The organism is Hymenobacter sp. HSC-4F20 (assembly GCF_019599275.1).
GTDB lineage: Bacteria > Bacteroidota > Bacteroidia > Cytophagales > Hymenobacteraceae > Hymenobacter.
In genome coordinates, this window is sequence record NZ_JAHZTD010000001.1 from 1,573,508 (window position 1) to 1,586,721 (window position 13,214).

Consider the following 13,214-nt stretch of genomic DNA (forward strand, 5'->3'; position numbering starts at 1 on the left):
CCCCTTTCCTCTGGGCAAGGGATACTAGTTCTAAAAACCGCCCTACTCTCATCAACCACCCCCAACCCCTCCTCATCTGAGGAGGGGAGTCTAACTCTAGCTTTCTCCCCCCTCTAATCCGATGATGCGCCTTCTGCCAAGACGATGTTGTTGTAGCCGGTAACTGCTGCCGCGCGGCCTGACGCGAGTAGCTTCCTCCGTTTCGTGCCTTTCGTGGCCTCTATCTGGGTCAGCTCTTTTCGAGCGAGGACCTGTTCCCTACCCCTTCTTCCTTCCAGAACCTCATCTGATTTGTCATGAAGCACGCATACGCTTCTCTGCTGCCGGCCCTGGTGCTGGCCAGCGCTACCTCCCTGCACGCTCAAGATGCATTAATTTCCGTGAGCGGTACCGTCCGCGAAAAGAACACCCAGGAGCCGCTGCCGGGCGTGAGTATTAGCGTAAAAGGCGGCTCGGCCGGTACGCTCAGCGACGGCAACGGGCAATTTGCCCTTAAAGCCAAGCTGCGCTTTCCGTTCACGCTGGTGTTCAACATTCTCGGCTACGAGGCCCGGGAGCTGGAAATTGCCAGTGGCAGCCAGCCCATTGCCATCCAGTTGGAGTCGAAGGCGGTGGCCATGAATGAGGTGGTCGTGTCGGCGTCGCGGGTGGAGGAAAGCCGGCTGAAGTCGCCGGTAGCCATTGAGAAGCTGGATATCCGGGCCATCAAGGAAACGCCTGCGCCCAGCTTTTATGACGCGCTGGAAAACGTGAAGGGCGTGCAGATGACTACCTCCTCGCTCACGTTCAAAGTGCCCAACACCCGCGGCTTCAACATCCCGAACAACTTCCGCTTTATGCAGCTGGTGGACGGGGTAGATATGCAGGCCGCTACCCTTGGCGTACCCCTGGGCAACGCCATTGGGCCTACGGAGCTGGATATTGCCAGCGTGGAAATTACGCCTGGCGCGGCCTCGGCCCTGTATGGCATGAACGCCATCAACGGCATGGCCAACCTCACCACCAAAAGTCCTTTCAGCTACCAGGGATTGAGCGTGTACCAGAAGGTAGGCGTCAACCACGTGGATGGCAAGGACCGCGACCCGAGCGTACTGACCGAAACGGCCCTGCGCTGGGCTCAGGCCCTGGGCTCCTCGCAGCGCTGGGCCTACAAGGTGAACCTGAGCTACCTGCGCGGCACCGACTGGCTGGCCAATACCCAAATCGACCAGAACCCGCAGAACCTGTCGTCGGCCAACCCGCGCTTTCCGGAGCTGAGCGGGGCCAACAACCCGGCCGCCGACCTCTGGAACCGCTACGGCGACGACAACGCCGGTAACGTGTCCATCCCGATTACCTACAAGGGCCGCACCGAAACCTTTAATATCCGGCGCACAGGCTATTACGAGCGGGACCTCACCAACCCCATCGTGCGCAACATCAAGGCCGACGCCAGTCTGCACTACAAGCTTACCGACAAGCTGGAGCTGAGCTACGGCTACCGGTTCGGGCTCATGGACGGCGTGTTTCAGCGGGGCAATAAAATTCAGCTCGATGGCGTGACGGTGCAGAACCACAAGCTGGAGCTGCGCGGCCAGGACTTCACGGCTCGCGCCTACATGCTGGTGGAAAACACCGGCGACTCCTACAACCTCAACCCCCTGGCCCTGAACCTGGACCTGCAGAACGGCGCTACCGCGCTTTCGCCGGCCAATGCCACCGTGCGCAACACTTGGGGCGACAAGTTTCAGCAGAGCCTGCAAGCCCAGGTGAACCAGGGCGTCGACCTGGCCACGGCCATGCAGCAGGCCCGCACCGCCGCCGATGCGGGCCGCGCCGTGCCAGGCACCGCCGCCTTCGACGCCCTCAAAAACCAGATTGTGCACACCAATAACTGGGACAGCGGCGTGAACGTGAAGGGCGCGCCTATTCCCGGCGGAGCCGCCCTCACCCAGCGCAGCCACACCTACCACGCCGACGTGCTCTGGAACCTGGGCGAGCGGGTGAAGTTTGCCGACGTGGTAGTGGGGGCTGATGCCCGCGTGTACGAAGTAATTCCCGACGGCAACAACTTCGTGGACTTCGGCCGCCCGCTCGACCAGCGCACTACCCCCGGCGGCAACTACCAGTATTATAAGAAGGTAGGCGGCTTTGGGCAGGCTACCAAGCTGCTCCTCCAGGACCGCCTGAAGCTCACCGCGTCCCTTCGCCTCGACTACAACCCTGAGTTTGACCCTAAGCTGAACCCGCGGGTAGCGGCCGTGTACACCCTGGCCGCCAAGCATAACTTCCGGGCTTCGTACCAAAACGGCTGGCGCTTCCCGTCCCTGTTCGAGGCCCTGTCCTTCGTGAACAACGGCAATGTGCGCCGGGTGGGCGGCCTGGCCCGCGTGAACGAAGGCCTCAACTACCTCGACAACTCCTACACGCTGGCCTCCATTTCTACCTTCAACGCGGCTGTGAATGCCTACGTGGCGGCCAACTCCGGCACCACGGCTTCGCAGGCGGCCCTGCGCCCGGAAATCCGGGGGTTACTGCAAGTGGGTAACCTGCCCACCGAGCAGCCGGAGCAGATTAACGCTTACGAGGTCGGTTACCGGAGCGTGCTGCTCGACAACCGCCTGTCAGTTGATGTGGATGCGTATTACAATATCTATTCCGGCTTCCTGGGGCAGGTAGAAGTAAGCGTACCCAAGAACGCCAGCGGCCAGCAGGTACCGGTTGGCTCCGATGATGCCGTGCTGGCCGCCCTCAACAGCAACCGCTCGGCCCGCCAGGACCGCTACCGCGTGTACACCAACGCCCGCAACAACTACCACAGCTACGGCTCTACCCTGGGCCTGACCTACAACTTCTACCAGAAGTTCACGGTAGGCGGCAACGTCAACTACAACGCTCTGTCTGACAACAAGGAGGCCGACATCTTCGTGACCGGCTTCAACACCCCGCACTGGGTAACCAACGTGAACTTCGGCAACCGCGAAATCGTGCGCAACGTGGGCTTCAATGTGGTGTGGCGCCACCAGAGCACCTTCTACTGGGAAAGCCCCCTGGCTAACGGCCGCGTGCCCGCCTACCAAACCGTGGATGCCCAGGTGAACGTGCGCGTACCTAGTCTCAAGTCGACCATTAAGGTAGGCGGCGCCAACCTCTTCAACAACCGCTACTACCAGTACGCCGCCGGCCCCACCATCGGGGGGCTGTACTACGTGGCCCTGACGTTTGATAACACGGTGCTCCGCTGATTCTCTGCAAGATGAAACGGCTGCTATTTCCCCTCGTCCTATTGCTGCTTCTAAGCCAGCACGCAACAGCCCAGAAGCAATACGTGCGCGAGCAGCAAACTTGGCTGGGCATGTTCAATCAAACCCGCTTCTCGGACCGCTGGGGCACCTGGACCGACCTGCACCTGCGCCTCCACGACCACTACGTGCAGGACCTGTTTCAGGGCGTGGCGCGGGTAGGCCTGACCTACTACCTCACCGACGACGTGCGCCTGACCGGGGGCTACGCCTACGTGCACCACTTCCCCGATGGCGCCCGCACCATCGGGCAGCCGGAGCACCGGCCCTGGCAGCAGGTGCAGTGGTTTACCAAGTTCCCGAAGGCCCGCCTCATGCAGTGGGTGCGGCTGGAAGAGCGGTTCCGGCGCACCATCCAACGCAATGAGCGCACCGACGAGTTCGACTTCAACTACCGCACCCGCTACAACGCCGCCCTGTTTCTGCCCCTGACCAAAAAGGGCTTTACCCCCGGCGGGCTGCAGTTTCTGCTCAACAACGAGGTGATGATGAATTTCGGCCGGGAGATTCGCCTCAACTACTTCGACCAGAACCGGCTGTTTGCCGGCTTGGTGTACCAGCTCAACCCGCACGCCCAGCTGCACGGGGGCTACATGCACCTGTTTCAGCAACTGCCGGCCGGTAGCACCTACCGCAATCAGCACACCATTCGGGTGTTTTACTTCCACAACTTCGACCTGCGGCCTACCCCGCCGCCCGTCCCGCCTACCCCTACTTCTGCCCCGTAACCTCATGGCTGATATTCAAAAGCTTTCCGAAGTCGAGCACGTCAAGGACGCCAGCAACTACCTGCGCGGCACCCTGGCCGAAAGCCTCCTGAACCCCATTACCGGCGCCCTCTACCCCGATGATACCCACCTAATCAAGTTTCACGGCTCCTACCAGCAAACGGACCGTGACCTGGACAGTGAGCGAAAGCGCCAGAAGCTGGAGCCCCTGTACTCCCTCATGATTCGGGTGCGGGTGCCCGGCGGCGTGGCCTCCGCGGCCCAGTGGACGCGCATGGATGAGCTGGCCGATCAGTACGGCAACGGCACGCTCAAGCTCACTACCCGCCAAGCGTTTCAGCTGCACGGCGTGCTCAAGCGCAACCTCAAAAAAACCATTCAGGGCTTCAACGAGGCCCTGTTGGACAGCATTGCGGGCTGCGGCGACGTGAACCGCAACGTGATGTTCAACCCCAACCCCCACCAAAGCCGCGTACACGAAGAAGTGTATGAGGTGTCCCGGCAGATCAGCGCCCACCTCACGCCCCGCACCTCGGCTTACTGGGAGTTGTGGCTGGATGGGGAATCAAAGTACAGCAGCGCGCCGAACGAGGGCGAGGAAGATGCCGAGCCGATTTACGGCAAAACCTACCTACCCCGCAAGTTTAAGATTGCGCTGGCCGTGCCGCCCCACAACGACACTGACATCTTTGCTAACGACCTGGGCCTGATTGCCATTGAAGAAAACGGCCAACTGCTGGGCTTCAACGTGGCCGTGGGCGGCGGCATGGGCATGACCTTCGGGATGCCCGAAACCTACCCGCGCCTGGGCAGTCTCATTGGGTTTGTGCCCGCTGAGAAAGTAGTGGACGTGTGCGAGAAAGTAGTCACCATTCAGCGCGACTGGGGCAACCGGGAAAACCGCAAGTTTAGCCGCCTCAAGTATACACTGGACCGCGTGGGTCTCGACGTGTTCAAGGCGGAACTAGACCAACGGCTAGGCTTTGTCCTGGAACCCGTGCGGGCCTATGAGTTCAAAAGCTCCGGCGACGCCTTCGGGTGGAGCCAGGGCCCCGACGGCGCCCACCACCTCACCCTGTTTGTAGAAGGCGGCCGCGTGGCCGATCGGCCCGGCAGCCAGCTCAAAACCGCCCTGCGCGAAATAGCAGCCTTCCACCGCGGTGACTTCCGCCTGACCGGCAACCAGAACCTGATTCTGGCCAATGTAGCGCCTGCAGACCGGCTCACCATCGAGACGATTCTGGCCAAGTACGGGGTAGCCGTTGAAACTTCCTCGGGGCTGCGGCGGGGTGCTCTGGCGTGCGTGGCCCTGAATACCTGCTCGCTGGCTTTTGCCGAAGCCGAACGCTACATTCCGCAACTTATTGATAGATTGGAGCCTATCCTGGCCGCTTACAACCTCACCAACGATGATATCCTGATTCGGATGACGGGCTGCCCCAACGGCTGCGCCCGCCCCTACCTCGGCGAAATTGGGTTGGTAGGCCGGGCAGTTGGCCGCTACAACCTCTACCTCGGGGCCGCTTTCAACGGGGAGCGGATGAACAAGCTCTACAAAGAAATGTTGGACGAAGACGGCATCGTGGCGGAGCTCACCCCGCTCTTCGCCGACTACGCCCAAAACCGCCACCCCCAGGAGCACTTCGGTGATTTCATGATTCGCCAGGGCTACGTTCAAGCCACCACGAGTGGCCTGAATTTCCACGAGTAAAGCATGCGCTTGCTGCCAGTAAGCGGTTTGCTGCACTGGGCTGCCTATCTTTTAGCGTTCATCGGGAGCGGAAGCGAGGAAACTCTACGAAAGGCAACTTTCTACAGTAGCCACCGCCAGAGGCTCGTCGCTCTTAGCTCCCGATGACAGAGTTCCTGAGGAAAGTTTTCTTGCTTTCCTTGCTGGTCGGCTTAGATGAGGCCTGCCATTTCTGAAGGAGCTTCCTCTCCTTCCTGCCCTACCCCTACCGTTCCAACCAACACCAATCCATGCCTCTTTCTTCCAACGAAGTTCTGCCTCAGCCGGAGCCGCCGCCTTATTCGGAAAGCAATCGGCTGTTTCCCGTTTTCCTGAAGCTGGAGCAGCTGCACGTGCTGCTGGTGGGCGGGGGAAATGTGGGCGTTGAAAAACTCTCGGCGCTGCTCTCAAACAGCCCGGCGGCAAGCATAACGGTAGTAGCCACCTGGTTTTCGCCCGAGTTGAAAGCCCTGGCTGCCCGCTACCCCCTGGTGCAGCTGCGCGAGCAGCCCTACCAAACCACCGACCTCGTCGGCCACGACCTCGTGATTGTGGCAACCAACGACAAGGCGTTGAATCTGCGCATTAAGGCCGATGCTACGCGCCAGCGCCTGCTTTGCAACGTGGCCGACACGCCCGAGGCGTGCGACTTTTACCTGGGCTCCATAGTGCAGAAAGGCGACCTGAAAATTGCCATCAGCACCAACGGCAAGTCGCCTACCATTGCCAAGCGCCTGCGTGAAATGCTTACCCAGGCCCTCCCCAACGAACTCCACGACGTGCTCCAGCGCATGTCCATCATCCGGGAGAAAGTCGGCGGCGACTTCGCCCACAAGGTAAAGTCCTTGAATGCCGTGACGGCCGAGCTGACGGGTGGCCCGGCCTACGAGTCGCCGGCGGCGGCGCGGTGGCGGCGCATTGCCACGGCCTCGTTGCTGGCCTTTGCGGCCATGTTGATCTTCAACATTCTTTCCTACTACTTCACCTGGCAGCAGGTGTGGGGGGCCGCCACGCACGCCGAAATGTTCTGGCTGTTCGTGGCCATTGGCTTCGGCGCTCAGTTGGTTGACGGACTGTTGGGCATGGGCTACGGGGTAGTCACGGCCATCAGCCTGATGAGTTTGAACATAGCGCCGGCAGCGGTGAGTGCCAGCATTCATACTGCTGAAATGTTTGCCAGCGGCGCATCGGGCTACCATCACTACCGCTTCGGCAACGTGAACAAGAAGCTGTTCAAAGTGCTGCTGATCCCGGGGGTGCTGGGCGCCGTTACGGGGGCCTACCTGCTCTCTAAGTTCGGCGAAACCTATGCCGGCTACGTGAAGCCGTTTCTGGCGGCCTACCTGCTGCTGCTGGGCATCCGCATCATATCCAAAGCGTTTTCCAAGCCCGGCCCGCGCCAAAAGCACAAGAAGCTGGGGTTGCTGGCCGCAGCCGGCGGCTTCCTCGACTCCTTTGGCGGCGGCGGCTGGGGCCCCTTAGTAACCAGCACCCTCATTGCCGGTGGCCGCACCCCGCAGTATGTTATTGGCTCGGTGAGCGTCACGGAGTTTTTCGTCACGTTTGCCAGCGCTGTTACCTTCTTCGCGACCCTGGGCATCTCGCACTGGCAGATTATCCTGGGGCTGATTGTGGGCGGCGTGGCCGCCTCGCCCCTGGCTGCTCGCCTAGCCGGCCGCATTCCGGTGCGCTGGATGTTTGTGGGCGTGGGCCTGATGGTGATTGTCTGGAGCCTGTGGGCGTTGCGCAAGGTGTTTATGTAGTGTGGCGCAGCAGAAAGATGTCCAACAGAAAAGCCCCGCTGGCGAGCCAGCGGGGCTTTTTTGTTGGACTAGGCGTAGGTTTTACGCTACCTGCCGTTGGGCTTCCTGGCCCAGCTTGCTGTGCTTGCGCCCGTAGCCATAATAAATAGCCAAGCCAATGGCCAGCCATACGGCCAGGCGCAGCCAGGTTTCCCAGGGCAGGGACACCATCATCACCAGGCAGGTTAGAATACCCAGAATAGGTACCAGCGGCACCAGCGGAGTGCGGAACCCGCGGGGGGCATTGGGTTCTTTTTTGCGCATAATGAGCACGCCGATACACACCATCACGAAAGCCAGCAGGGTGCCAATCGACGTCATTTCGCCTACCACCGAAATCGGAACGAAGCCGGCAAATAGGGCAATAAACACGCCCAGCAGCAGATTGGACTGCAGGGGCGTATGGAAGCGGCCGTGGATGCGGGCAAACACGGGGGGTAGCAAACCGTCTTTCGCCATGGAGAAAAACACCCGGCTCTGACCCAGCAAATCCACCAAAATCACGGAGGTGTAGCCGATGATAATAGCCAGAATCACGGCCGAGGAAAGCCAGGCATAGGGCGTTTTTTCGATGGCAATAGCTACCGGCGCGGCGCTGTTCTTGAACTCGGTATAGTTGGCCAGGCCCGTCATAACGTGGCCGAACAGCACGAACAGCACGGTGCAAATCAGCAAGGAGCCAATGATGCCGATGGGCATGTTTTTCTGCGGATTCTTGGTTTCCTGGGCCATCGTCGCCACAATATCGAAGCCGATGAACACGAAAAACACTACCCCCGCCCCGCGCAGAATACCGCTCCAGCCAAACTCGCCAAATACGCCTGTATTCTCCGGGATATAGGGTTGGTAGTTAGCCGGGTCGATGTATTGCCACCCCAGGGCAATGAACACCAGCACTACGGCCACTTTCAGCGTAACCACCAGCGCATTAAACCAGGCCGAGCCCGACGTACCGCGGATAATAATGAGGGTAATGGCCAGCACAACGAGCATAGCCGGAATATTGACCAGGCCGTGCACGGCAGTACCATCGGCCAGCGTGGCCGTTTCAAACGGCGACATCACTAGCTGCGGGGGCAGATTAATGCCATATTTGCTCAGGAACTTGAGCAGGTACTGCGACCAGCTGATGGCTACCGTAGCAGCCCCTACGGAATACTCGAGCACCAAGTCCCAGCCGATAATCCAGGCGAACAACTCGCCCATGGTGGCATAAGCGTAGGTGTAGGCGGAGCCGGCTACCGGCACCATGGAGGCAAACTCGGCGTAGCACAGGGCCGAGAAGGCGCAGCCTACGGCTGCCACCACAAACGAGAGGGTAACCGCCGGACCGGCATTGTTGGCGGCCGCAATACCGGTAAGCGAGAACAGGCCCGCGCCAATAATTACCCCGATGCCAATGGCAATCAGGCTGAAGCCGCCCAGACTTCGTTTTAGGGTGTGGGCGCCGGTTTCGGCCGCCTCCTGCCGTAGCAGTTCCAGTGATTTTTTAAGCATACATGCATGCGCCAACGCTGAAGTTGGCTGGTAAGTAAAATAGCTCGGCGCCCTTGCTACCCCAGTGGCGCGCAGAAAGTCTGCTGCAGCGCAACCCATTGATACTCGGCTAGCTACACCCCGTCCGGACATGCTAAGGGGTAGTAGGCTAGCTGCATCAAGCTGGAAGCGGGGCCGAAAAAGAGAAACGAAAAAGTACTCCTGCTGCCATACCGTACGGCTACGCAGCTACTGCTTGAGGCAGCCTGTTTGGCTTCAGCAGCAACAACACCCTCCGGGCCAACAGGCCTGCGCTTGGGCAGACGCCCGCAAGCGGACAGCAGAAACGACGGAACGGGTACTACGGCAGGGGCAAAAGTCCACGGCTTGTTGTTTTTATATGGTCAGGAATTGGCACCGTTCCAGCAGTTGCGGATGGTTGCCGACGCGTCTTAGAGCCTGTCTCTCAGCGCCTCTGTATAAAAACAATCCTTTGGGCTAGAAAGAATTGATAGCGCAAAGGTAGAACCGGAATTCTGCCTCTGCAAACACCCCATGGGCAGCGGGCCCTTGCCGGCGGGGTGCTTCACCCTTCACGTCTGCAGACGGGTAGCACAGCCCGACGGCCACCTCGTTCATTGCCTGGTTATCAGATGCATACACCAGCGACACAGTTTACCCGTCAAGGTTTAACCTGAAAATTTAAATTTTTCCATCCCCCGCTACCCCTGTCTTTTGGCCAAAGTTGGCATTTGAGTTGCCTATTGACCTGACAGAAGCACAAACGCCTGTTCCGGACCACGGCCAGCTTCTTTCTCTGAATTTAAGCCCTCCAACATAGTCATGAAAAAGCTCCTCGTTCTTTTCGCTGCTTTCTCCTTTTCCGCGGCCGCTGCTTCAGCCCAGACCACGCCCGTAAAAGCGCCGCACGCCCAGCACCAAAAGGGCACCAAAACCGCTAAAACGCCCGAGCAACGCGCCGAGCAAAAAGCCAAAAGCCTAAGCCAGAAGCTTGGCCTTTCGGCCTCCCAAACCGAGCAGGTTCGTCAGCTGAACCTGGCCCGCTTCCAGGAAATGCAGGCCAAGCGCACCCAAGTGGCCACTGCAGCCAATAAGCAACAGCGCCATCAGGAAATGAAAGCCAGCAAGGACCGCTATGAAGCCCAGCTCAAGCAAATTCTGAGCGCCGAGCAGTACACCAAATACGCCCAACTGCAGGCCGAAAAGCAAGCCAAGCACAAAGGCCAGCACCAGCCGCGCAAGGCCAGAAGCTAAGGCTGCATTTACTAGACAAAAAGCCTCGTTCCAGCCGGAACGAGGCTTTTTGTTTGTTAGGGCGGGTAGTCCGGCCTAGGGCCTGCGCTCAAGGAGAAGAGGGCAGCACGCCGTGGTTTTCTTCGGGTGTATGTAGCCACCGCAAACGGTAGCAGTTCATGGCCGTGTCGCCGAGTTGCTCCAGCAACCGGTAGTTAGCTACGGCTCCTACAGCGGCCCCAATGACAGGTATAAGTTGGGCCATTTTGGCCAGGTCAATATAGTCGCGGTATTCCTGCTGAAAGGTGCGCCAGTCGAACTCGTGCACGTCGGCGGGGAGGCTGCGGCGGTAGGTGTCCCAGGTGGCCACGCGCTGGTACACCTGGTTGCGGGTATGCTGGCTGCTGAACGCGAGCTGAAAGATGTGCAGCAAAAACAGGCGCTCGGTGTAGTCGCGCACATCGTAGCCATACAGCGTTGCTACGTCGAACAGGAACTTGAGCTTGAGGCCCAGCAGCAGCGGAAAATCGGCTAGGCCCAGCAAGAAGCCCCCGGCCCCGGTTACGGCACCTTCGGCCGCCGCCGTGGTGCGGTAGTAGCGGAGCGTATTCCTCACGGCGGCTTCCCGCTCGGCCAGCGAGGCGGCCATTTCGGGGCGGCGGGTAGTATGGGTAGAGCCAAACAGTACCCCGCGCACCATTTGCTTGATAGCCGTAGTAAGCGCGAGGTGCAGCTTCTCCGGCAGCAGCGCATTCAGCCGCGTTTGAATACGCCGCGTGAGGTGGCCCAGCAAGCTGGGCTTCTGCTGCATGCGGCGCTGCCAGGTGCGCAGTTCGGCCAGGGCTTCTTCGTCGAGGGATGCCATAGAGTAAGGCGATTCGCGGGCATAGGTACGAATATCTTTGGGTAAAAGCCGGGGGTAGGCCGGCGGCAAACCGGCCGGACTCGTCGGCGAAGTTGGCGGGCCTATGGATTACGTATGGCCTGCCGCAGCCAAGCGAGTAGCTTGCCGCTGTTTCCTAGCTTTCTGCGCATGGTATCTTCTACGCTTCGCCGGACGTTGCTTCCGCTTTTGTTGCATGGGTTGGTGTGGGGCTTGCTGCTTATGTTGCTGGCCATGCAGCCGGCCAACCGGGCAACGGGCACTTCCTACCTGGTTTTACAGGCGTCTTTGTTAGGCTTGCTGGCCCTGGTGTTTTACGTAAATGTGCAGGTAGCCGTACCGCGCCTGTTGTACCGGCGGCGTTGGCTTGGCTACGCTGCTTTTCTGGTGGTGGCCGTGGTGGGCGTGTTGGCGTTACACCGCCAAGTGGAGCGGGCGTTGGCCTCCTCCCCCGCCAGCGCCGGGCCTTTCTCGTATCCTACACCACCGCCGCCCGGCCCTGGTCCTCCGCGGCCCTACCCTGGTGGCCCGCCGCCGGCCGGCCCTGATGGCCCGCCTAGGCGCGACGGTAACCACCGATTTGGCTTGTTTAACCCACCTGTTTTTCTCATTACCCTGCTGGCCCTGGGCTTGGGCACTAGTGTGGCCGCCGTTCAGCACGGACAGCGCGAGGGGGAACTGCGGCAGGCCCTGGAGCAGGAAAAGCTAAGCACTGAGCTGTCGTGGCTGAAAGCCCAGATCAATCCGCACTTCTTTTTCAACACCCTCAACAACATTTACGCCCTTACTCTGCTGGATGGAAACAAGGCCCGCGAGGCTCTGCATCGACTCTCGCGGATGATGCGCTACGTACTCTACGAAACCCAAACCGGCACGGCGCCACTAAGCCAGGAGCTGCTATTCGTGCGCGACTACATCGACCTGATGCAGCTGCGCCTGACCGACAACGTGCGCGTAGAGTTCCAAACGCCCGAGCCCCTGCACGACGCTCCCATTGCCCCCATGATTTTGCTCACCTTCGTAGAAAACGCCTTTAAGCACGGCGTCAGCACCGTTGAGCCAAGTCATATTCAGATTATCGTGCAGCACCCTACCCCCCACTCCGTTGCCGTTGACGTGCGCAACACGGTATTTCAGGACCGGCCCGTAGCCTTGGATGACAACCACGGCATTGGGCTCGTAAACACCCGGCGCCGCCTCGATTTACTTTATCCGGGCCGCTACACGCTCACTGTTACCGAGCGCACGCCCACAAACGAATACCACGTCCATCTGACCCTTACCCTGCTGCCATGATGCTGAACTGCATTGCCGTTGATGATGAACCGCTGGCTCTCCGGATGGTGGCCAGCTTTATTGAGCAAACGCCTTTCCTGCAGCTAACAGGAAGCTACAGCAGCGCCGTAGCAGCCCTGAAAGGACTGCAGCAGGCATCGGAGCCCATCGACTTGCTGTTTCTGGATATTCAGATGCCCGACCTCAACGGGCTGGAGCTGGCGCGGGTGCTGGACCGGGGGCCCGGCCGGGGGCCGCGCGTCATCTTTACCACGGCCTTCAACCAGTATGCCCTGGAAGGCTACAAAGTTGATGCGCTGGATTATCTGCTTAAGCCCTTTTCCTATGAGGAGTTTTTGCGCGCCGCCCAAAAAGCCCAACGCTACGCTGAGCTGCAACAGAGCCCGGCCCTACCTCCCCCCTCGCCGCTTCCAACCCCGGAGCCTGAGGAAGATTTTCTCTACCTGAAAGTTGAGTACCAGCTGGTGCGCGTACCCTACGACGACATCCTTTACATCGAAGGCCTCAAGGATTATATTAAAGTGTACCGGCGCAGCGAGCCGCGGCCCTTGCTTTCGTTGCAGAGCCTGAAGGCCCTGGAAGAGCGCCTACCCCGGCAGTTTATGCGCATCCACCGCTCCTATATTGTGGCTCTCAACCAGATCAGTTCCGTGGGCCGGGGTACTGTGCAAATCGGTACTGCCACCATTCCGGTTAGTGAGGGCTACCGCGAAGCTTTCGACCACTACATGCGCCGTTGGAAATAAGTAGCTTCAGGATGCTTCA

General features: G+C 59.9%; 9 protein-coding genes and 1 riboswitch. Of the genes, 7 read left to right on the forward strand and 2 right to left on the reverse strand.

Translation table 11 applies throughout. The features are described from left to right. The first annotated feature begins 296 nt into the window (after positions 1 to 296). The 4 genes from K3G63_RS06875 (at position 297) to K3G63_RS23040 (ending at position 7,501) form a co-directional block, all read left to right on the forward strand. Positions 297 to 3,224, forward strand: a complete 2,928-nt coding sequence (locus K3G63_RS06875; protein WP_220613315.1) for a TonB-dependent receptor — start codon at positions 297 to 299, stop codon at positions 3,222 to 3,224. 11 nt (positions 3,225 to 3,235) lie between these two features. Beyond that, positions 3,236 to 4,009, forward strand: a complete 774-nt coding sequence (locus K3G63_RS06880; RefSeq protein WP_220613316.1) for a DUF2490 domain-containing protein — start codon at positions 3,236 to 3,238, stop codon at positions 4,007 to 4,009. Between the two features lie 4 nt (positions 4,010 to 4,013). Then, positions 4,014 to 5,720 carry an NADPH-dependent assimilatory sulfite reductase hemoprotein subunit gene (locus K3G63_RS06885; RefSeq protein ID WP_220613317.1) on the forward strand — a complete coding sequence of 569 codons (1,707 nt, stop codon included), beginning with the start codon at positions 4,014 to 4,016 and terminating at the stop codon, positions 5,718 to 5,720. A 269-nt stretch (positions 5,721 to 5,989) separates the two neighbouring features. Further along, positions 5,990 to 7,501, forward strand: a complete 1,512-nt coding sequence (locus K3G63_RS23040) for a TSUP family transporter (protein WP_220613318.1) — start codon at positions 5,990 to 5,992, stop codon at positions 7,499 to 7,501. Positions 7,502 to 7,582: 81 nt separating this feature from the next. On the opposite strand, the gene K3G63_RS06895 is transcribed toward K3G63_RS23040, so the two are convergent. Beyond that, entirely contained in the window at positions 7,583 to 9,037 is a 1,455-nt protein-coding gene (locus K3G63_RS06895; RefSeq protein WP_220613319.1) for an amino acid permease, read from the reverse strand. Positions 9,038 to 9,409: 372 nt separating this feature from the next. Further along, positions 9,410 to 9,502, reverse strand: a riboswitch (SAM riboswitch). A gap of 357 nt (positions 9,503 to 9,859) precedes the next feature. Between K3G63_RS06895 and K3G63_RS06900 the strand changes: the two genes are divergently transcribed. Beyond that, entirely contained in the window at positions 9,860 to 10,291 is a 432-nt protein-coding gene (locus K3G63_RS06900) for a DUF4890 domain-containing protein (protein WP_220613320.1), read from the forward strand. An 88-nt stretch (positions 10,292 to 10,379) separates the two neighbouring features. Here the strand turns inward: K3G63_RS06900 and K3G63_RS06905 are convergent, their stop codons facing one another. Beyond that, on the reverse strand, positions 10,380 to 11,135 hold the full coding sequence (locus K3G63_RS06905; RefSeq protein ID WP_220613321.1) for an EcsC family protein: 756 nt from the start codon (positions 11,133 to 11,135) through the stop codon (positions 10,380 to 10,382). A gap of 168 nt (positions 11,136 to 11,303) precedes the next feature. Between K3G63_RS06905 and K3G63_RS06910 the strand changes: the two genes are divergently transcribed. Together K3G63_RS06910 and K3G63_RS06915 are read left to right on the forward strand one after the other, a co-directional pair. Next, complete coding sequence (locus K3G63_RS06910; protein ID WP_220613322.1) at positions 11,304 to 12,449, forward strand: sensor histidine kinase; 1,146 nt, start codon at positions 11,304 to 11,306, stop codon at positions 12,447 to 12,449. Beyond that, the gene (locus tag K3G63_RS06915; protein WP_220613323.1) at positions 12,446 to 13,195 is read left to right on the forward strand and encodes a LytTR family DNA-binding domain-containing protein; all 750 of its coding nucleotides are present in this window, start codon (positions 12,446 to 12,448) and stop codon (positions 13,193 to 13,195) included. Before K3G63_RS06910 ends, K3G63_RS06915 begins: the two co-directional genes overlap by 4 nt. The last annotated feature ends 19 nt before the right edge of the window (positions 13,196 to 13,214 follow it).

Coding starts and splice junctions, on each gene's coding strand:
- K3G63_RS06875 (WP_220613315.1), top strand. CDS start 297: ATGAAGCACGCATACGCTTCTCTGCTGCCGGCCCTGGTGCTGGCCAGC.
- K3G63_RS06880 (WP_220613316.1), top strand. CDS start 3,236: ATGAAACGGCTGCTATTTCCCCTCGTCCTATTGCTGCTTCTAAGCCAG.
- K3G63_RS06885 (WP_220613317.1), top strand. CDS start 4,014: ATGGCTGATATTCAAAAGCTTTCCGAAGTCGAGCACGTCAAGGACGCC.
- K3G63_RS23040 (WP_220613318.1), top strand. CDS start 5,990: ATGCCTCTTTCTTCCAACGAAGTTCTGCCTCAGCCGGAGCCGCCGCCT.
- K3G63_RS06895 (WP_220613319.1), bottom strand. CDS start 9,037: ATGCTTAAAAAATCACTGGAACTGCTACGGCAGGAGGCGGCCGAAACC.
- K3G63_RS06900 (WP_220613320.1), top strand. CDS start 9,860: ATGAAAAAGCTCCTCGTTCTTTTCGCTGCTTTCTCCTTTTCCGCGGCC.
- K3G63_RS06905 (WP_220613321.1), bottom strand. CDS start 11,135: ATGGCATCCCTCGACGAAGAAGCCCTGGCCGAACTGCGCACCTGGCAG.
- K3G63_RS06910 (WP_220613322.1), top strand. CDS start 11,304: ATGGTATCTTCTACGCTTCGCCGGACGTTGCTTCCGCTTTTGTTGCAT.
- K3G63_RS06915 (WP_220613323.1), top strand. CDS start 12,446: ATGATGCTGAACTGCATTGCCGTTGATGATGAACCGCTGGCTCTCCGG.